The 20187-nt window shown below is 70.9% G+C and carries 12 protein-coding genes and 1 pseudogene; 6 read left to right on the forward strand and 7 right to left on the reverse strand.

The window, feature by feature from the left end; genetic code table 11:
- The first annotated feature begins 180 nt into the window (after window positions 1–180).
- Entirely contained in the window at window positions 181–8817 is an 8637-nt protein-coding gene (locus ACZ67Q_RS15895; protein ID WP_471181807.1) for a golvesin C-terminal-like domain-containing protein, read from the forward strand.
- A 22-nt stretch (window positions 8818–8839) separates the two neighbouring features.
- Complete coding sequence (locus ACZ67Q_RS15900; RefSeq protein ID WP_471181810.1) at window positions 8840–9382, forward strand: SMI1/KNR4 family protein; 543 nt, start codon at window positions 8840–8842, stop codon at window positions 9380–9382.
- Between the two features lie 78 nt (window positions 9383–9460).
- Here ACZ67Q_RS15900 and ACZ67Q_RS15905 read toward each other — a convergent pair whose 3' ends face one another.
- From ACZ67Q_RS15905 to ACZ67Q_RS15915, 3 genes are all read right to left on the reverse strand, one after another.
- Window positions 9461–10408: a hypothetical protein gene (locus ACZ67Q_RS15905; protein ID WP_471181812.1), complete on the reverse strand. Its 948-nt coding sequence runs from the start codon at window positions 10406–10408 to the stop codon at window positions 9461–9463.
- A gap of 67 nt (window positions 10409–10475) precedes the next feature.
- Window positions 10476–11840, reverse strand: a complete 1365-nt coding sequence (locus ACZ67Q_RS15910) for an APC family permease (protein ID WP_471181815.1) — start codon at window positions 11838–11840, stop codon at window positions 10476–10478.
- Window positions 11837–12745, reverse strand: coding sequence for a carbon-nitrogen hydrolase family protein (locus ACZ67Q_RS15915; protein ID WP_471181817.1), 909 nt, complete (start codon window positions 12743–12745; stop codon window positions 11837–11839). The genes ACZ67Q_RS15910 and ACZ67Q_RS15915 overlap by 4 nt, the downstream gene beginning before the upstream one ends.
- A gap of 244 nt (window positions 12746–12989) precedes the next feature.
- Here ACZ67Q_RS15915 and ACZ67Q_RS15920 point away from each other — a divergent pair, with 244 nt between their 5' ends.
- The gene (locus ACZ67Q_RS15920; RefSeq protein ID WP_471181819.1) at window positions 12990–13709 is read left to right on the forward strand and encodes a TetR/AcrR family transcriptional regulator; all 720 of its coding nucleotides are present in this window, start codon (window positions 12990–12992) and stop codon (window positions 13707–13709) included.
- A gap of 39 nt (window positions 13710–13748) precedes the next feature.
- Here ACZ67Q_RS15920 and ACZ67Q_RS15925 read toward each other — a convergent pair.
- The 3 genes and pseudogenes from ACZ67Q_RS15925 to rpmG all read right to left on the reverse strand — a co-directional run bounded on the left by ACZ67Q_RS15925 (window position 13749) and on the right by rpmG (window position 15912).
- Window positions 13749–14283 (reverse strand): annotated as a pseudogene (locus ACZ67Q_RS15925) (VOC family protein).
- Window positions 14284–14375: 92 nt separating this feature from the next.
- The gene (locus ACZ67Q_RS15930; RefSeq protein WP_471181821.1) at window positions 14376–15614 is read right to left on the reverse strand and encodes a hypothetical protein; all 1239 of its coding nucleotides are present in this window, start codon (window positions 15612–15614) and stop codon (window positions 14376–14378) included.
- 133 nt (window positions 15615–15747) lie between these two features.
- Entirely contained in the window at window positions 15748–15912 is a 165-nt protein-coding gene (gene rpmG, locus ACZ67Q_RS15935) for a 50S ribosomal protein L33 (protein ID WP_366841512.1), read from the reverse strand.
- Window positions 15913–16067: 155 nt separating this feature from the next.
- Here rpmG and ACZ67Q_RS15940 point away from each other — a divergent pair, with 155 nt between their 5' ends.
- Window positions 16068–17057, forward strand: coding sequence for a tetratricopeptide repeat protein (locus ACZ67Q_RS15940; protein ID WP_471181823.1), 990 nt, complete (start codon window positions 16068–16070; stop codon window positions 17055–17057).
- Window positions 17058–17066: 9 nt separating this feature from the next.
- Here the strand turns inward: ACZ67Q_RS15940 and ACZ67Q_RS15945 are convergent, their stop codons facing one another.
- A complete protein-coding gene (locus ACZ67Q_RS15945) occupies window positions 17067–17624 on the reverse strand; it encodes a pyridoxamine 5'-phosphate oxidase family protein (RefSeq protein ID WP_471181825.1) in 558 nt (185 codons plus the stop codon).
- A 155-nt stretch (window positions 17625–17779) separates the two neighbouring features.
- On the opposite strand from ACZ67Q_RS15945, the gene ACZ67Q_RS15950 reads away from it, so the two are divergent.
- Together ACZ67Q_RS15950 and ACZ67Q_RS15955 are read left to right on the forward strand one after the other, a co-directional pair.
- The gene (locus ACZ67Q_RS15950) at window positions 17780–19039 is read left to right on the forward strand and encodes an MFS transporter (RefSeq protein WP_471181827.1); all 1260 of its coding nucleotides are present in this window, start codon (window positions 17780–17782) and stop codon (window positions 19037–19039) included.
- Window positions 19040–19277: 238 nt separating this feature from the next.
- Window positions 19278–19901 carry a phosphatase PAP2 family protein gene (locus tag ACZ67Q_RS15955; RefSeq protein WP_471181829.1) on the forward strand — a complete coding sequence of 208 codons (624 nt, stop codon included), beginning with the start codon at window positions 19278–19280 and terminating at the stop codon, window positions 19899–19901.
- The last annotated feature ends 286 nt before the right edge of the window (window positions 19902–20187 follow it).

Consider the following 20187-nt stretch of genomic DNA (forward strand, 5'->3'; position numbering starts at 1 on the left):
TCGTCAAGGCCTCGCAAGAACATGGGCACCAAGCGGCGACAAGTCCCTTATCTACGACATGTCTTATCGGTTGACATGCTCAAGACGACCTCTCAATCATCGGCGGCACCGAGTTCGCGGCGACGCCGCGACGGTGACGAGGGGATGGGTGTGAGACACAGAGAACGGCACGTCAGACGCATGCGGACCGTGGCTGTGACGGCCGCGTCCGCAGTTCTTGTTTCCTTAACCCCGCAGGTGGCCTTCGCCGCCACCGCGGACGACCCCGACGGCGCGAGCATCGCCGACACCATCAAGGGCTGGTTCTCCGACGGCGACGGCGGCGACAGCCTCAGGACGCCGAAGGCACCGAGGACCGGCGGTGACCCGGCCCTGCCCAGCCGGGACAAGCTCCCCAGGGGCGCGAAGGCCGCCAAGGCCACTCGCGTCGCCGAACTGGTCTCCCGCCGCACACCGTTCGCCCGCTACTGGCGGATGTCCGACGGACGGGTGCAGGCCGAGATCTCCGCCGTACCCACCGCCTACCGGGCCGGTAGGACCTGGAAGGACATCGACTCCGGCCTCACCGCGGCCGGCCGGCCCGGATACACCTTCGCCAACACGACCAACACCGGCCGCAGTTACTTCGGCACCTCACCCGACCGCCTGGTGCGCTTCGAGGCGACCGACGGGCACGTGGTCACCCTCGGCCTGCGCGGCGCGGGCCACCTCACCCCGAAGGCCGACCGCAACACCGTCATCTACAAGGACGCGGCCTCCGGCACGGACCTCGTCTACGAGGTCGGGCCCGGGCGGGTGAAGGAGAACATCGTTGTCAGGCAACGCCCCGCCACGCCCCCCGTCTTCACCTTCTCCCTCGACACCGGCGGCCTGACCCCGAGGGCCGGCAAGGACGGCGCCATCCGCCTCTACGGCGACGGCGACTTGCCGGTGCTCGAACTCCCGCCGGCGTTCATGACGGACGCGAAGAAGGACGCCGAGTCCCCGTACGGCACCCGGTACAGCACCGCCGTACGCCAGCAGCTCGCCCGCGACGGCAAGCGCTGGACGGTGACCGTCACCCCCGACGCGCGGTGGCTGTCCGCCCCCGAGCGCCAGTACCCGGTGACCATCGACCCGACCATCACCGTCGCGCCGCCGCCCTCGCAGGCACAGGACGTGATGATCTCCTCGGACGGGCCCGCGGAGAACTACGACTCCAGCTGGCGGCTGTCCGTCGGCAACACCAGCACCGGCAGTTCCCGCGCCCTGCTGCGGTTCCCGGTGACCGGCATCCCCGCCGGCACCAAGGTCGACTCCGCGGACCTGAAGCTCTACTTCGACCAGACCCACACCTCCAGCTCCGACGAGGTGCGGCTGGAGGCGCACCGCGCCACCGCCGCCTGGGACGAGTCCACGGCGACCTGGAACAGCGCCTCCGGCATCACCGGAGAGCTGTCCGGGACCTCCGTGGTCGTCGACGACGGCGACCCCGGTGCCACCGCGGCCAAGGGCTCCTGGCCGGCGTCCGGCAACACCGCGTACACGCAGTACGCGGTCGACAAGGACTACCTGTACAACAAGGACTCCGTCACCGGCGACACCTACACCTGGCAGCCCAGCCTCCCCGAGGACGGCACCTACCAGGTCGAGGCCCACTACGTGCCCGCCGCGGACCGCGCCACGTCCGCGCCGTACACCGTGACCTACGACGGCGGCAGCAAGACGTACACGGTCGACCAGACGGCCGGCTCGGCCGGTGTGTGGAAGACGCTGGGCAGCCACCCCTTCAAGGCCGGCACCCTGGGCAAGGTCGTCCTCGGTGACGGGCCCGCCTCCACCTCGACGTCGGTGATCGCGGACGCGGTCCGCTTCACCAAGGGCGGCGTCGTCACCAAGCTGCCGGAGCAGTCCAACACCTGGCACTCCTTCCCGGTGACCCGGACCGTCCAGCAGTGGGTCGACGGTACGCAGCCCAACTACGGCTTCGTCATCAAGGCCGGCGACGAGAGCGCCACCGGCCCCAAGGGCGGACCGCGCTACGAGGGCAGCGAGTACGCCTACGGCGGCGAGCACGCCACCTACCCGCGTCTGGTGGTCACCTTCGGCCGGCAGGGCGTGGACCTCGCGGCGCCCACCACCATCCACGCCACGGGCGCGGAGCTGAACTGGTCGGCCTACCAGGACCCGTCGGCCAACCTCGGCGACGACATCGTCGAGTACCAGGTGCACCGCTCGGTGTTCCAGAACTTCACACCGTCGCAGTCCACGCTGGTCGCCCCCGTCGCCCCCGGCACCACGGCGTACACGGACTCCTCCGCCGTGCCGACCCGGGCCGACGACGCCGACCCGCTGGGCCGCGCCTACTACTACATGATCGCGGTGAAGACCCGGGACGGGCAGGTGATTCCCGCGCCCACGCAGCTGGTGCGCCTGCCCAAGGCGGGTCGCACCACCCGGCTGGTGGAGGCGTCCCAGGACGCGACACTCACCGCGGCGCAGCCCACGACGGCCCATGACACCCTCCAGGACGCCGGCGTCAGCAACAACTGGCTGATGGTCGGCAACAACTCGGCCACCTACGGCACCAGCCGGGCGGTGGCACGCTTCCCGGCGCTCGACGTGCCCTCCACCGCGCGGATCGTGGACGCGACGGTGAAGATGTGGTCGTTCTCCACCACCACCACCTCCGGCGGCGCCCAGTACGAACTGCGCCCGCTGGCACGGGACTTCGACGAGGCGAGCGCCACCTGGCAGAAGGCCGACGCCGCCACGGCATGGTCGAGCGCGGGCGGTGACACGGGCGCCCCCGTGGCGAGCACCGGCAACTTCACCAACGATCCCGTCGCGCGCGACTGGAACGTCACGTCGCTGGTGCAGGGCTGGGTCAAGGACCCGGCGAGCGCGCACGGTGTGCTCGTGAAGCTGGCCGACGAGGCGGGCCCGCAGGAGCGCAGCCTGTTCGTCTCCGGCGAGGGCGTCGAGTCGCGGCTGCGGCCCAGGCTGGCGGTGACGTACATCGACTCCACCACGGACTCGACGTACTACGCTCCGCAGACCCCGGCGCGGATGACCCCGAACTCCGACCACACGGTCGAGGTCACCCTCACCAACACCACCACCGCCGTCTGGCAGGCCGGCCGCCATGTGCTGACCTACCGGTGGGAGCTGCCGGACGGCTCCGACGTGACCAACGGCGGAAACCAGGTGCAGACGGCACTGCCCGCCGATCTGCTGCCCGGTGACTCCGTCACCCTTCAGGCACAGGTCAAGACACCGATCAACTCCGACGCGGGCAACAAGCGCACCGACTACGCCCTGGTCTGGGACGTGCGCGACACGCAGGCGGGCACCTGGGTGTCCGGCACGGACGGCATCGCGGGCCTCCGGCAGAACGTCGCCGTGGAGGACCCGACCTCCGACCAGCTCGGGCTGGAGAAGTTCTACTCCTACAGCGGCATCAACACCGGCGCGGGCTCGTCCCTGATGAACAGCACCGCCGCCGGCAACGCGGTGTGGCAGTACAACGCCTTCAACAACCCGGGCCTGGGCCTGAACACCTTCCTGCGCTTCGCCTACAACTCGCAGGACACCTCCGACACCGTGGCCGGCGCGGGCTGGTCCGTGCAGGCGTCCGGTCCGATCCGGCTCGGCAGCCCGCTGGACTTCCACCCCAATCCCCGTCCGACCGAGGTCCGGCTGCCGGACGGCGACGGCACCACGCATGTCTTCCGGCTGCAGGACGACGGCACCTGGAAGGCGCCGGCCGGTGTCCACTTCCGGCTGTCGGCCAAGCCCGGCCTGGACTGCACCCCGAACAAGGACCCGATACCCGACGCCTGGACGCTGACCCGTCCGGACGGCACGCGCTTCCTGTTCGGCTGCGACGGCTACCTGACCTCCACCGTGGACAAGAACGGCAACACGCAGACGTTCACCTACGAGGAGCGCAAGTCCAACAACAAGCCGACGAAGTTCCTGAAGTACATCACCGACCCGGCGGGCCGGCAGTCGCTGACGGCCACGTACTACACCAAGGCCGACGGCGCCGGCCCGAAGATCATCGACCACCTGAAGTCGGTGACCGAGATCTCCGGCCGCCGGCTGACCCTGGAGTACTCGGACAAGGGCCTGCTCACCAGGCTGACCGACGGCGCGGGCTCCGCGCAGCCCAAGGTCTTCGGATTCGAGTACGACGCCACGCAGGGCAACAAGAACGTCAAGCTGGTCAAGATCACCGACCCGCGCGGCCACGCGACCGCGCTGGCGTACTACTACCCGCGTGAGGGCGACGACCCGAAGTACCACTGGTGGACGCAGACGCTCACCGACCGCCTCGGCGGCCGCACGGACTTCGCCTACGCGCCCGACACCGCCAACACCCGCCACACCTCCACCAAGGTCACCGACGCCGAGGCCCACGCCACGACGTACGTGACGGACGACTACGGCCGCCCGGTGCAGTCGACGAACGCCAAGAACCAGGTCACCAAGCTGGCCTGGGACGCGGACAACAACGTCACGTACATGGAGGAGGCCAACGGGGCGACGACCGCGTACTGCTACGACCCCCTGACCGGCTACCCGCTGTGGAAGCGCACCGCGGAGCAGAACCGGGGCGGGGTACCGCCGCAGAGCGACTGCGCGCCCGGCAAGTACCCCGTGAACTCCCAGCAGTTCGAGTACGTCAAGCGGTTGGACGGCTACTCCGCCGACCTGGCCCGCAAGACCTCGCCGCAGGGCCGTACGTGGCGCTTCGGCCATGACTCCTTCGGCAACCTGACCTCGGTCACCGACCCCAAGGGCGTCTCCACGCCCGAGGACGGCGACTACACGACGCGCTACGAGTACGACGCCTACGGCAGGCCGACCAAGGCGACCGACGCGAACGGCCACGCCACGAAGAACAGCGAGTTCGGTCCCACCGGCTACCCGGCGAAGATCACGGACGCGCTGGACAACACCACGGCGTACACCTACGACGAGCGCGGCAAGGTGCGCGAGGTCCTCGACCCGTTGCAGCACAGGACCACGCAGACGTACGACACCTATGGCCGCCCGCTGGTGCGCACGGTCCCCAAGGACCAGGCGAAGAACGACCTCATCACCACGCCGGCCCCGGTGTACGACGCCAACGACAACGTCACGAAGGCGACCGCGCCCAACGGGGCGGTGTCCACGGCGGTGTACGACGCGGCCGACCAGATCACCGAGGCGGTGGCGCCGAAGGACGCGGACACCGGGCCGGAGCGCAGGACCACCTACACCTACGACCGCACCGGGCATCTCAAGACGACGACGGAGCCGAAGGGTTCGGCGACGGCGGACGTCCCGGACGACTACACCACGACCAACACCTACGACGAGATCTACCAGGTCACCGATGTGGTGAACGCCTTGGGCGAGAAGATCTCCTACCGCTACGACGACGTCGGCAACAACGTCCGCGTCATCGACCCGAAGAAGAACCGGACGCCCGATCCGGACGACTTCGCGTCGACGATGGCCTACGACCTCGAACACCGGCTGACGCAGGTCACCGACTCCGCGGGCAAGACGACCTCGCGCAGCTACGACAAGGACTCGCTGCCGGTCTCCGAGACCGACCAGGCGGGCAGCACGACCCTGATCGGCTACGACGAGCGGGGCAAGCAGACCGAGGTGAAGGTGCCGCACGACGGCTCCGGATCCGGCACCGTCTACCGCACCACCCGGACCGAGTACGACCAGGTCGGCAACGTCGTCCGCACCATCACGCCGCGCGGCACCGAGACGGCGGACGAGGAGGACTTCACCGCGCGCACCGAGTACGACGCACTGAACCGGCCGGTGAAGAAGTACCTGCCGTACGACCCGTCGGACAGCAGGTACAACAGCCCGAACGTCTACACGCAGACCTTCTACGACGCGGCGGGCCGGGTCACCCGGACCTCGCTGCCGCCGTCCGCGGGCCAGAGCGTCCGCAACGACACCGAGTTCACCTACTACGACAACGGCTGGACGCGTACGTCGACCGACCCGTGGGACATCCGGACCTCCTACGAGTACAACGAGCTCGGCCTGCAGACCTCGCGCACGCTGACCTCGGCCGGCGGGTCCGTCAGCCGCACCATGGGCTGGAGCTACTACCCGAACGGCAAGCTGAGGGAGAAGACGGACGACGGCGTGCCGGTCGGGACAGCGGTCCCGCTCGTCGACAACTCCGACGTCCAGCACACCTCGTCCACCGGCACCTGGAGCACGGGCAGCCTGGCCGGCCAGCAGGGGTACGACCACCGGCTCCACCCGGCCGGCGGCACCACGGACTCCTTCATCTGGTCGCTGGACATCCCCAAGGACGGCAAGTACACCGCCTATGTGAAGTTCCCGCAGGTCAGCGGGGCGAGCAAGACGGCGAAGTACCGGGTGACGCACGCCGGCGGCACCGTCGACAAGAGCGTCGACCAGTCCACGGCGGCCGGCACCTGGGTGAGCCTCGGCACCTACGACTTCACCCAGGCCGCACCCGGCAAGGTCGAGCTCTTCGCGAGCGCGGACGGCCCGGTCGTCGCCGACGGGGTCAAGCTGGTCCGTGACCTGTCCGGCGAGGTCGACGCGGAGAAACACCAGTTCCGCTACGCCTACGACCTCAACGACAACCTGTCGCTGATCGACGACCTGTCGCCCGGCGCGAAGACCGACAAGTACACGATCTCCTACACCGGCGTGAACAAGGTCTCGAAGATCACCGAGTCCCTGGCCGGAGCGGAGACCACGACCACCGGCTACACCTACGACGCCAACGACCAGCCGGAGACGGTCAGCCATCCGGACCAGTTCTCCAAGTACACCTACGACCTGCGGGAGAAGGTCCAGTCGGTCTCCGTGGGCGCCTCGCCCACCGACACCGACCCGAAGGTGTCCACCTACACCTACACCGACCGCGGTCAGGTGCAGAAGCAGGTCAAGGACAACGGCAACACCGTCGACAACACCTACTTCCTCGACGGGGCGGTGAAGACCACCACGGAGAAGAAGTCCGACGGCACACTGGTCGCCTCGCACACCTACGCCTATGACGCCAACGGCAACAAGGCGAAGGACGAGTCGAAGAAGATGAACGCCGACGACCACGCGGCGTATCTGGAATCCGCGACCGACTACTCGTACGACCCGGTGGACCGGATCGCCAAGGCGGTCAAGACCGGTCACGGCGCGACCACGGAGACCTACGTCCACGACGACAACGCCAATGTGATCGAGCAGTCGGTCGGTGATGTCTCCACGGACTTCCGCTACGACCGCAACCGGCTGCAGACCTCGACGACTTCCGGGTCCGTCACGTCCTTCACCTACGACCCGCTGGGCCGTCAGGAGTCGTACTCCCGTGACGGCAAGGTCGTCGCCCGCAGCGTCTACGACGGGTTCGACCATGTGGTCGAGTCCCAGCAGATGGACGCGGGCGGCGCGATGAAGTCGACGAAGTACACCTTCGACCCGCTCGACCGCACCTCGTCGAAGACCGCCGACGGCAAGACCACGGACTACCACTACCTGGGCCTGTCCGAGGACGTGCTGAGCGAGGAGGTGGCCGGCAAGCTCACCAAGTCCTACCAGTACAGCCCGTGGGGCGAGCGCCTGTCGCAGATCACGCACAAGGACGACGGGACTTCGGAGGACGCCTACTACGGCTACAACAGCCACACCGACGTCGAGACGCTCACCGACGACAAGGGCGACACCCGGGCCACCTACGGCTACACGGCCTACGGCAACGCCGACGCCACGGAGTTCACCGGCATCGACAAGCCGGACCCGGCGAACCCGCAGAAGGAGGAGTACAACCCCTACCGCTACAACGCCAAGCGGTGGGACACCAACTCCGGCACCTACGACATGGGTTTCCGTGACTACGACCCGGGTCTGAACCGCTTCACCACCCGGGACATGTACAACGGCGCCCTCGCCGACATGAGCCTCGGCAGCGACCCTTTCACCGGCAACCGGTACGCCTTCACGGGCGGCAACCCGATCAGCAACGTGGAGATCGACGGGCACTTCTTCGCGATCGCGCTGGCCGCCGTCGGTCTCGCGGCCGTCGTCGAAGCGGTGGTCGTCGCGGTCGTGGTGGTCGCGGTCGTCGCCGCCGTCGCCTATGTGGCCACCCAGGTCGCGGACCGCATCCAGGAGAGCTCCCGGGACGAGGCGGACGAGGACACCGAGGAAGAGCCCGCCCCCGACCCGAGGCGGGTGCCGCGCCCGGTGCCCGACGACGACGGCCGGCGCGGCAACTGCGGCGACGGCTGGGTCAACTACAAGGACACCGACGCGGCGAACGGCAACCGGTCCCAGGGGGTCGACGCCTGCCTGACCAAGGACTACCTGAACAGCCACCAGGGCACGCCGACGTCCAGCGTGCTGCCGCCCGGCTACCGGTGGGCGCAGGACTTCGCCCAGAGCAAGGGCCTGGTCCCGCAGACCAACGTCAACAACTGCCATCTGCTCGGCAACAAGCTGAGCGGTTCGGGCACGGACGCGCGCAACCTGGCGACCTGCTCGCGCGGGGCGAACGCCAAACAGCGCGGTTCCGACCAGGGCGACGACCACATGTACAGCTACGAGAAGCAGGTGTACGACGCGGTCATGTCGGGTCAGGACGTGATGTACTCCGTGACCCCGGTCTACGACGGGAACCGGACCGTTGCGACCGGATTCCAGGTGTCGGCGTACGGTGTGTATCCGGACGGCACGATCGGGGTCAACTTCTCCACCCTGATCCCGAACACCCTCAAGACCGGGGACAACCTGGGCTCACAGTCGCAGAACGGCTCGCCCGTCCCCACGGGATCGACACCATGACGGCACTCGGGAAGGACAACGGATGAGTACGGCAGCCGACGTGGATCTCCTGATGCGGCTGATGCCACCGCCGGCGGACGGCGGCAGGACCGTCGACTGGGACCTGATGGCCCGGTCGTGGGGTCGCCCGTTCCCGCCCGACTACCGGCGGTTCATGGAGGTGTACGGCGCCGGGGTGATCCAGGACTTCCTGGTGGTCCTCGCGCCGCAGCCGAACGCGCCGCTGGCCGAGGTCGGCTGGGACGGCATGGTCGAGGAGACCGGGAACGCCGAGGACACCTGGGCGGACGCCTACAAGGCGCCCGGTCTGGAGGGCACTTCGCCCCGGCTGATCGCCTGGGGGGCGGCTTCCAGTGCCGATCTGATGTGCTGGGACGCCTCCGGCGAGGACCCGGCGGCATGGCCCGTCCTGGTGTTCCACCGCGGAAAGATCGAGTTCAGCCGCTACGACTGCGGGATGGCGCAGTTCCTCACCCGGCTGCTGCGGGGCGACTTCCCCGAGTGTCCGCTCGGGGACGTCACCCTCTGGGAGCGCGGCGAGGCGGCCTTCAAGAAGCTGGGGTGACCCGGCAGCTGTGACCCGCTGAGGAGGAAGGCCCGGACCGGTGACGGTCCGGGCCTTCCGGCTGTTCGGGGCAAAGGCTCAGCGTGCCTTGTTGCGGGCCGTCTCGAACGCGGCAACAGGGTCGCCCTCCACCCGCCAGGGCCAGCTGGTGACCTTTCCGCCGATGGCCTCGAACACCGGAGCGGTCTCCCGGGGACCGCCGGCCGCCGTCAGGGCGTAGGCGAGCATATTGAGGTCGGCGACGGCCGCGGCGTGGGAGAAGAACGCCGGACTGGGCCAGGTGGCCAGCGCCCGGTCCAGGAACTGCGCCGCCCGCTCGCCGTTCCAGTGGTTGCGGGCCAGCAACGCCTCGGTCCCGCCGCGCGCCATGGCGGAGTGGTACTGCAGGAGGTGCGCGGCGAGTTCGACGGACGCGCAGGGTGCGTTCGCCGGCATCCGGGTGCGCAGGGAGCCGACGAATTCGAGGACCTGACCGAGGGAGCCGGCCTCCTGCGGGCTGAGGTAGGCCAGCATGCTGAGATACGCCTCACGGTTCCAGCGGTCCCGGGCCACGATCTCGTTCCAGACGGAGAAGACCTCGCGCTCGGCGTAGCGCTCCAGGCGGGCGACGCCCAGCATCACCACCCACGGCGAGGGATCCTCCGGGTCGAGCTCGGCGGCCAGCAGGCACCTCTTCCAGGTCGCCGCGGCATCGGCCATACGGCCGGTGCCGCGGCCCTGCTCGAGTTCGGACCAGGCATGCAGCACCAGCGCACGGGCGTTGCGCGGGTCCCGTCTCGCCCAGGCGCCCGGCAGATGGGACGTCGAGAGGAACTCGGCGAGGACGGACAGACGGTGTGCCCTGCGGTCGGCGCTCTGGTCATCGGGCTCCAGGAGCTGGGCTGTCTGAGCCACGCAGATCTCCGTCCCGCCGGCCATGTTCAACCTGGACGCCGAGAGCAGGCGCTTCAGCAGCTTGCCGAGGTCGGCGTCGTCGAGTTCCGGGGCGAGACGCGGGGTGCGGCCGCGAGTCGAGAAGAAGGGCATGGTCGGATGCTAGAAGGGGGGCAACCTGTCACAAGATGCGCACGGAGATCGTTACCGGATACTTGTCTCAGGTGCCCGGCACCGACTGTGCCGCCGGCCGGCCGGTGTGCGCCTCCTCGGCCGTGCTCAGTCCGGGGGTGGGACGCCTGAACCCCCGGGTCAGCCAGAGCAGCCAGGCGCATCCGGCGGCCAGCCAGCATCCGCCGATGGTCAGCGCGGCCATGCTGAGCTGCGTGACGAGCCAGACGGTGACACAGGCCCCGAGGGCGGGGGCGACGACGTGACCGAGCAGGCCGACGCCGCGGGTGCCGCGGTGGCGGACCCAGTAGGTGATGACGCACACGTTGACCACGGTGAAGCCGAGGAACGCGCCGAAGTTGATGAAGGACGTGGCGGTCGCCAGGGAGATGTTGAGGCCGAGCACGCACATCGCTCCGGTGAGCAGGATGCAGTACACCGGCGTCAAGGTCCGGGTGTTGAGGGCGCCGAAGACCCGCTGGGGCAGAACGCCGTCGCGGCCCATGATGTACATCAGGCGGCTGGAGCTGAGCTGGACGGCGAGGCCCGAGGCGAATCCGCCGACGATGCCGGCCATGTTGGTCCAGTCGGCGAAGGTCTGGCCGCCGACCTCGACGGACATCGTGTAGGCGACGATCTCGGGGTTGTCGAACACGCCGCCCGGGTGGACCAGTTGCATGAGGTAGGCCACCGCGGCGAACAGCAGGCCGCCGATCGCGATGACGAGGACGACGGCGCGCGGGATGGTGCGTTCCGCGTCCCGGGTCTCCTCGGACAGCGTGGTCACGGCGTCGAAGCCGAGGTAGGAGTAGGCGGCGACGGCGGCCGCGGCCGACAGGCCGCCCAGGCTGGTCTCGGCGTTCCACACGGGGGCCGTGTACGACGTGGGCGCGTGGTGGGCGAGGTGGACCAGGCAGTAGGCGACGAACAGCAGCACGAGGAAGACGGACAGGGCGGTGAGCAGCTTGTTGACGCGGTCGGTCAGGGTGAGGCCGATGATGTTGACGAGGGTCGTGAGGCCTGCGTTGATCAGCATCCACGCCCAGACCGGGACGGCCGGGAACTGCGCGTTCAGGTAGAGGGACTGGACCAGCCAGGCCACCATCGGCAGGAACAGGTAGTCCAGGAGCACGGCCCAGCCGACGAGAAAGCCGACCGGGGCGCCGATGAGCTTGCGGGCGTAGAAGTACGCCGAGCCGGAGACGGGGTAGTGCCGGGCCATCTTGGCGTAGCTCAGCGCGGTGAGGAACATCGCACCGGTGGCCACGAGGAACGCGGTGGGCGCGGTTCCGGCGCTGGCGCTCGAGATCACGCCGAAGATCACCATCACCAGGCTGGGCGCCATGTAGGCCAGGCCGAACGTGACGACCGACGCCAGCGTCAGCCGGCGGGAGAGCTGCTGCTGTCCGCTCATCGGGCCACGCTCCCCTCGGCGGGGCGCAGTGCGGCGGGGGTCTCCGGAGAAACCGCAGGGCGCCAGGTCGCGGGGTCGATGCGGCCGCCGTACAGCGGCAGTTCCAGGGGGATGTCGCCGGGCCGGAAGTGGTCCCAGGGCCAGGAGTCGCCGCTCGTGCCGTACTTGCGGGCGGCCGGGACGCGGTCGAAGTCGACGACGCTGAGCAGGGTGGTGTCCTCCGCGCCGGTGGAGGACACCTGGATGTGGCCCTCGGGGTCGATGAGGAGACTGCGGCCGTGCGCGGTGGGTGCGGCGGCGTTCACGCTGGCCACCCACACCTGGTTGACGATGGCGTTGGCCTGGTTGACGGGGATCTCCTGGGCGCGTCCGGCGGTCGGTGTCTGGACGACGTTGACGACCAGTTCAGCGCCCATCCAGGCCAGGTGCCGGGTCAGCTCCGGGTACCAGCTGTCGTAGCAGACGGACAGGCCGACCCGGCCGTGACCGGGCATGTCGAAGACGACGAACTCGCGGCCCGGGCACACCGGCTCGTACGGCCGCCAGGTGAAGATCTTCCGGTAGCGGGCGACCAGGTCGCCGTGGGGGTCGTAGACGACGGCGGTGTTGTACACGCGGCCGTCCTGCGCCCGCTCCAGCACGGTGCCCGGGACCAGCCAGATGCCGAGCTCGCGGGCCAGGTCGCCGAGCGCCTTGCCGCGCGGGCCGTCCAGCGGTTCCGCGTGCGCGGCGTAGATCTCCTCCTCGGTCAGTGCCTCCGTGTCCTGCGAGTACAGATGGGCCTCGGGGTAGACGACGAGGTCGGCGCGGTTGGGCGACGTCATGCGCCGCCGCAGGCCCTGGGCGAACTGTTCGAAGGACTCGGCGGGGGCCTGGACGAGGGCCAGGCGCAGGTGTCGGCTCATGGGATTCCTGACTGCGGAGCGGGGGACGGGACGGCGGGGCGGCCGGTGCGGGACCGGCCGGTGGGCGGCCGGGGTGCATCGCCCGGTGGCCGATGCGGTGCGACCAAGGAACCCGACTCCAACGCCGTTGTCAACGATGTTGGCAGTTTCCGTCCGTACCCATTGGTAAGGTCGCTTCGCGGCAGGCCGGCGCCGCGGGCGCCGGGTGGCCGGTTTGCCGTCGCAGCCCTGACCGAGGAGATCCATGCCGAAGAAGACGGCTACCGCCGCACACCCGGAGCAGCCCGAGAGCACCGGGCGCACGGGGCGGCGCGAACGCAGGAGTGTGCGGCAGGAGGCCGTCGTGAGCGCCGCCTTCGCGCTCGCCGAGCGTGAGGGCGTGGGCGGCCTGACGATGCGCCGGCTCGGCCAGGAGCTGGAGGTCGACGTGACCATCCTGTACCGGCTGTTCCGCGACAAGGACGAGCTGCTGCTCGCGCTGAGCGAGCGGACCATGGAGATGATCCTCGACGAGATCGGCGAGACGCCCGCCGACGAGGCCTGGCAGGACACCCTGCGCCGGATCGCGGAGGCCACCTGGCAGGTCCAGACCCGGCTCCCCGCGATCACGACGCTGACGTTCGCCCGCACCACCGGCGGGCCGGCCGAGCGCCGGTTGGTGGAACTGCAACTCGCCACCCTTGCGCGGGCCGGGCTGTCCCCCGCCGAGACCGTGCTCTTCTACCGGACCTTCGTGGACACCTCACTGGGGCTGTGCGCGCACTCCGCCGCGCTCAGCTCGCTCGACCCCGAGGTCCGGGAGAAGGACAGCACGACCTGGACCCGGGTCTACGCCCGGCTCCCGGAGGGCGACTACCCCGTCACCCGGGCCCACATCGACGAGCTGAGCGCCGTCGACCCGAAGACGCTGTACGACACGGCCGTGCAGGCCGTCCTGGCGGCGGTGGAACGGGCCGCGGCCTGACCTCGGGGTGAGAGCCCGGACCGGCCGCCGCCGCCGGGGTCAGTCGGCCGTCCGCACCGGTGCGCTGCTGCGCACCTTGCCGCCGTCCGCTCAGTTCGGCGTCGAGGGTCTCCTGCGCCACCCGCATGGACTCGGCGTACCGGGGCTCGCACAGCCGCTTCCACATCTCGTCCTCGGGTACGTCCTCCACGTGGGCGACGACCCACCAGACGTTGCCGAAGGGGTCCTTGACGCGTCCGCCACGCTGGCCGAACGCATTGTCCGACAGGGGCGTGACGACCTCTCCGCCGGCCGCGACCGCCCGCGCGAACGCCTGGTCCGCGTCGGCGACGAACACCCGCAGCAGGCTGGGCAGCACAGGCCAGTCCGCGTGCCGGTCGAAGGCGAGGACGACGGTGTCGCCGACCCGGATCTCCCCGTGCCCGATCAGCCCGTCCTCGGTCCGCACCCGGGCCAGCTCCACGCCGTCGAACACCTCGGTGACGAAGTCGAGAAACGCCCCCGTGTCCTCCGTGACGACCCAGGGCGCGACGGTGGTGTAGCCGTCCGGTGCGGGGCTGCTCTGCTGGGACATGGGTGCTTCCTCTCGGTCGCTTCGCCGGTGAGGAAGACGGTAGGCGGCATGTAGGCCGGTTCTTGTCCTATATCGGGGCGAGTGCTCTGCTGTCAGTGCGAGTGCTCTGCTGCACCCTTGCCGGTGACGACGTAGCAGGAGGCCCTGCCTCCCTCGTCGTTCCACTCGCCCTTGGACGACCACATGAACCAGAAGTGGCCGGGCTCGTCCGATGCGGAGGTCCAGTCGCCGGAGGCGCGCCCGTAGGCGTCACTGCAGGCGTCACCGGCCTTGCGCTGGGCCGCCTCGGCGCCCGGGTAGGTTCGCGGGCCCAACTTCTCCTGGGCGAAGACCCGGCCGTCGTGCGGTCCCTCGCACGGCACGACCACGACGGTGGCCATGTAGCGCTGGCCCGTGCTGAAGTCGATGCACCCGCCGCGCTCGACCGACTCGATGCCGTGGACCGCCTCGCCCGCCGCGCGGACCGGCCCGTCGGCCTTCATGTCCGGCTGCGAGGTGCCGTGTCCGGAGAGCCGGAGGTCGATCGTCAGGGAGGTCATGTCCTTGAAGGCACGGTCCTTCCTCCCCAGCGTCGACGAGAAGTCGGCGCGCACGTGCGTGACGCGGCCCTGACCGTCGACGGAGACGGTCGCCGGGAGAGGAGCGCTGGTCCGGTAGGACATCACGCGGGCGAACCCGGCGGACAAGTGGCGCCTGAGGTCGCCGGGGAACACGTCCCACGCCGTGGAGCTGGGCATCTCCGCCCGGTAGACCCGCCCCGGGCCGTCGGGGCGCTGCGACGTGGCCACCGTCGCGCCGAGCCCTTCGAGGAGCGTGCCGCCGATCGGCGCCTCCGTTCCGCGCAGGGCGTCGATGGTGTCACCCGCGACGTCCGGTGCCGTGTCACCGGTGCGGTACTCGAGCCAGTACGCCGCCGACCCGGCGCGGTAGCGGATGGTCCGGCGGTCCACGAGCATGCTCCCGGAGGCGTCGGCGTTGCCTTTGCCCGGAGTCAGGCCGAGGAAGGTGTCCCGTACGTCCTTCGGGAGCCCCGGCGCCGGATCCCACCTCGCCGTCGCCGCGCCCGCTCCCTGAGCGAAGTCCATCCGTCCGCTGACGGTCTGCACCGCCCGGCCCTGCTTGGAGGCGAAGGTGATCGTCTGGGTGAAGGCGGCGGTGCCGTCCTGCTGCGTCCGGCGCAGGGCCAGGAAGATCTGCCGGTCCAGCCGCTGGCCGAAGACGGGGTGCGCGGCGGGAGCGGGGGCCGGGGCGTCCTCCGTGCGGGAGCAGGCGGTCAGCAGCAGGGCCGCGGTGAAGAACAGCGCACCGCTGCGGGCAAGGCGTCGGATCATGCCCAGATGACCTCGCCGGACCGCGGGAGGTTGCCCTCCGTACAGGTCACGTCTTGATCACTGGTACCGGAACGCCGACGGGCCCGGGCCTCACGTGAGGCCCGGGCCCGTCATCGAGGGTGGTGCGCCGGCTCTAGCGCTCCTCGCGGAACAGGACGTGCTGCCCTGCCACCGGGTCGTACTTGCGCAGGACCAGCCGGTCGGGGTCGTTCTGGCGGTTCTTGCGCGTCACGTAGGTGACACCGGTCCCGGCCGTCGACTTCAGCCGGACGACGGGACGCACGGTGCTGCGTGCCATGGAGCTCTCCTTTCCCGGACCGACACACCACCACGATCCTGGTCAGTGCATGTCAGCCACGAGAGCTGTAACCACGGTGCCGGCCCGGGCATTCCCACCGGCGCCCGGGGCAGGGAGCCCCCGGCCGGTGATCAGGGCGGGGACATCCTCCTGCCGTGTCGAACCAGGGAATCACGGCCGGTATCGCGCTCGCGCGCGTCATGGCGCACTGCGGCGGCAGCCCGGCGGCAGCGGTGAGCTTTCCCGCGGGTGCCATCGCCTCCGCGCCCGAGGACCCGGGACCCTACGCGGCGCTGGCCGAGCTGTGGACGGACCGGCGGGCCGAGACTGCCGGGGCCGTCGAGGCCGGCGGTTCCCTGGCGAACGTACTTGCGCGGTCGTACCTCGGCTTCCTCGACGGCGACATGGACACCGCGGCGCTGGCCATCGGCTCCGTCACGGGGGTGCGACCGGACATCGCCTGGGCCGGCGCCCCGTGGTTCGGCGACGACCGCTTCATCGGTGCGGTGAGCGCGGAGGCGCTGGCCGAGGCCGCGATGCGGACGATGGACCGCGGCCACGACCTGGACGGGGACGGTATGCGGGAACGGTTCCGGCCCTGGTTCCGCGCCATCGACGCGGTCGCCTCCCGCCGGCCGGCGCCGTCCCCCGAGCCGCTCGCCAGGATGGCGATGCTGCTGCGGGCCTGCGGTCTCACGGACGCGTCCTTCGCACTCTGTGACCGTGCGGACGCCGTCGAGCGGGTCATGATGACGGAGGTCGTGCGCGCGGGGACCTGGCGCAAGCTCGGTGACCCCGAGAGGGCCGCCGCCGCGTTCGAGCGGGCGCTCGTCCTGGACCCGGGCAACTGGTCGCTGCAACTCGACCTCGCGGACCTGCGGGCCGAGCAGGGTGACTTCGCCGCCGCGGTACGGCTGGTGGAGCAGGGGCTGACGTGCGAGCCGACCGAGCCCACCCTGCGTGCCGCCGGCGCCGCCTACCGCGCACGGCTCGACGGCTCCCCGGCCGACCTCGGCGAACTCCTCACCGTGGCGTCCGACATGCCCCGCTCCCCGTACCGGAACCTGCTGATCGACGTCGCCTGCGCCGGCCCCGGTCTGCCCTCCGATCTGGTGGCGGCGGCCCGTCGCCTGCGGGACGGCTGACGCTCGCCTTCAGAACGACCACCGCGTGTGGGAGTACACCCCGCCGTCGCGCCCGAAGCCGTACGCCGTGGCCGGCGCGACCGCGAACGCCGTCGCGTCGCCCTTGCGCAGGGCGTCGCCCAGGCCGTGGAAGGTGCCCTCGGGCGAGGTGATGTGCGCGCCGTACTTCTCCTCGTACGCCGCGATCACCGCGTCCAGCAGCGCCGGATCGGTGACGCGCTCCGCCCTGCCCTCGACGACGAGGTCGAGACCCGAGGTGAGGGAGTTGCCGCCCGTGGTGAGCGCGCAGTGCGCGTGATGGCCGAGGTTGCGCGCCTTCTGCTCCGCGGGGCCCGTGGCGAAGTACAGCACTCCGTCGTGCCAGGCGGCGATCACGGGCGTGACGTGCAGCCGGCCGTCGGGGCGCACCGTGGACACCCAGAAGATCTCGGCGGCCGCCAGGAGTCGCTCGGCCTGCGCCCATGCGGTGGCGGTGACGTCCGCCGCGCCCGGGCGGGGGTTGAGCGCGGAGCTGTAGCGGGCGTCGAGTTCGGTGAGGGGCTGCCGCGCCGCCCTCGGTTCCGGCATGACGGATCTCCTTTCGCTTCCTGCTGACGAAGTGATGACCCGCTGAGCACCGAAGAATCATCGGATGGGCCGTACGGCTCCGGGTGAGCGCCCGCGGGTGGCGGCGCCGTGTGCACCTCGAGCCGCGCTCATGAGGCCTCCCGCAGGATGACGGCGTGATCGCTCCCCTGTCGTACCGCTTCCGCGCCCTGCGCACCCGCAACTTCCGGCTCTTCGCCGCCGGGCAGATCGTGTCCGCGGCCGGCACCTGGATGATGGTCGTCGCGCAGGACTGGCTCGTGCTCGGACTGACCGGCGACTCCGGCGTCGCCCTGGGAACGGTGACGGCACTGCAGTTCACGCCCATGCTGTTCACCCTCTACGGCGGCCGGCTGGCCGACAGCCGCGACAAGCGGGCGCTGCTGACCGCGGCCAACGTGGTGTCGGCGGCGCTCGCACTCCTGCTGTCCCTGACGGTGTTCGCGGACGCGGTGGCCCTGTGGCACATCCACCTGTTCGCGCTCGCCCTCGGCCTGGTGAACGCCGTCGAGGTGCCCGCCCGCCTCGCGTTCATCAGCGAGCTCGTCGCCCCGAGCGTGGTGCCGAACGCGTCCGCGATGAGCGCGGCGTACTTCAACGTCGCCCGGGTGCTCGGGCCGGCGCTCGCCGGGCTGCTCCTCACCGCGTTCGGCACCGGGTGGGTGATGCTGGTCAACGCCGCCAGCTATCTGGCGACCGTGGCGGGGCTGCGGCTGATGCGGCCCGCCGAACTGCTCCGGGCGCCCCACGAGGCACGCCACGCCCGGGTGGTCGACGGGCTGCGCCACACGCTGGGGCGGCCCGACCTGGCCGCCCCCATGGCACTCGTCGCGGTGATCGGGCTGGTCGGGCTGAACTTCCAGCTGACCCTGCCCCTGCTGGCGAAGACGGTGTTCCACACCGGCGCCTCCTCCTTCGGGCTGCTGACCACCGTCTTCGCGGCCGGGTCGCTGCTGGGCGCGTTCGCGACCAGCGGGCGCAGCGGCCGGCCGTCCGCGCGGCTCGTGACGGGCGCCGCGATCGGGTTCGGGCTGCTGGAGGCGGCGGTCGGCTGGGCGCCTACCCCTGCCGCCACCGTCGCCCTGCTCTTCCTCACCGGCTTCGCCACGATCTACTTCGCGCAGGCCGCCAATCACCGCGTCCAGCTGGGCAGCGACCCGGCCTTCCGCGGCCGGGTCCTGGCGCTGTACACCCTGGTGATGCAGGGCTCGACGCCGCTCGGCGCCCTGTGCGTCGGCTGGCTGAGCGAACGCTGGGGCGCCCGCGCCGGGTTCGTCGTCGGCGGCGTGGTGTCGCTGGCCGCCGGCCTGGTGGCCCTCGCCGTGGACCGGGAGGCCCGCCACCCGGCCGGCCCGGCACCGGAACACAGGGCCGCCCGGGAGGACGTACGGCCGTGACGAGCCGCCCGGGAGGACGTGCGGCCACGACTCGGGAGGACGTACGGCGACGACGGGCCGCCCGCCGCATCGCGGCTCGGCGCGGTGTCCGCCCCGTGACTCACCCGTACGGACCGGCCGGGACGCCCTCCGCTGCGGCAGTGCGCAGGCTGGGCACGGCAGCGCCCGCTCCGGGCGACACAGCGAGCAGCATCGGGGCGGTGCACGCAGCGCGGTGCACCGCAGCGAGGAGACGACCGTGGCCGACCGCACTCCCGTCCCGCCCGCCGTGGCGGTCCGCCGGACCGTGACGCGGGTCGAGGCCACCGCCGCCGCCGTGCTCGGCGACCTCCGCGCGGTCGACGGGGCGCTGTACGCGGCGGTGGCCGCCACCCCCACGCCCACCCTGGACCGCGCCCTGCGGCGGCTGTCGCACGCGGCCGACCACTCGAAGATCTCGCTCACCGTCGCGGCCCTCCTGGCGCTCGGCCCGGGCCGCTCCCGGCGCGCTGCGCTGGCCGGGGTGGGCGCGGTCGCGCTGGCCTCGGCGGCGGCGAACCTGTGCGGCAAACGGATGGTCCACCGGCGGCGGCCCGACCGGGAACAGGCACGGGTGGTCGTGGACCGGCACGTGCCCATGCCGAAGTCGGCGTCCTTCCCGTCGGGTCACACGGCGGTGGCGACCGCGTTCGCCACCGCCGTCGGCGTCGTGCTGCCCGCGGCGGCCGTCCCGCTCGGAGCGCTGGCGCTCGCCGTCGGTTACGCCCGCGTGCACACCGGGGTGCACTACCCCGGAGACGTGGCGGCCGGCGGAGTCCTCGGCTTCGCCGCCGCGGCGGCCTCCCTCACGGTGGCCCGCGTCCCCCTGCGGCAGCGTTCCTGAGCGTCCCTCACCGCGACGCTCCTCAGCATCCCCCGCGGCGGTCCCGAGCTTCCCCTCGGGACCTGAGCGTCCCCCCCGCGGCGGCGGCCCCGACCGTCGCCCATCTGAGGCCGGGCAGCTCCGGCGGAGGCGGGAGCGGAACGCGGCGCGGGATCCCGTAAGCGCGGTCGGCCGGCGGATCGCCGCACCCTCTTGACTCCCCCCGCCACCCCTTCCATACTGGCGGCCAAATCGATTTGGCCAAATCGATTTGGCCGCCGTCCGGGCCCATCGTGAAGGCCGAACC

Source organism: Streptomyces sp. NPDC036813 (genome assembly GCF_055609245.1).

Coding starts and splice junctions, on each gene's coding strand:
- ACZ67Q_RS15895 (WP_471181807.1), top strand. CDS start 181: ATGCGGACCGTGGCTGTGACGGCCGCGTCCGCAGTTCTTGTTTCCTTA.
- ACZ67Q_RS15900 (WP_471181810.1), top strand. CDS start 8,840: ATGAGTACGGCAGCCGACGTGGATCTCCTGATGCGGCTGATGCCACCG.
- ACZ67Q_RS15905 (WP_471181812.1), bottom strand. CDS start 10,408: ATGCCCTTCTTCTCGACTCGCGGCCGCACCCCGCGTCTCGCCCCGGAA.
- ACZ67Q_RS15910 (WP_471181815.1), bottom strand. CDS start 11,840: ATGAGCGGACAGCAGCAGCTCTCCCGCCGGCTGACGCTGGCGTCGGTC.
- ACZ67Q_RS15915 (WP_471181817.1), bottom strand. CDS start 12,745: ATGAGCCGACACCTGCGCCTGGCCCTCGTCCAGGCCCCCGCCGAGTCC.
- ACZ67Q_RS15920 (WP_471181819.1), top strand. CDS start 12,990: ATGCCGAAGAAGACGGCTACCGCCGCACACCCGGAGCAGCCCGAGAGC.
- ACZ67Q_RS15930 (WP_471181821.1), bottom strand. CDS start 15,614: ATGATCCGACGCCTTGCCCGCAGCGGTGCGCTGTTCTTCACCGCGGCC.
- rpmG (WP_366841512.1), bottom strand. CDS start 15,912: ATGGCACGCAGCACCGTGCGTCCCGTCGTCCGGCTGAAGTCGACGGCC.
- ACZ67Q_RS15945 (WP_471181825.1), bottom strand. CDS start 17,624: ATGCCGGAACCGAGGGCGGCGCGGCAGCCCCTCACCGAACTCGACGCC.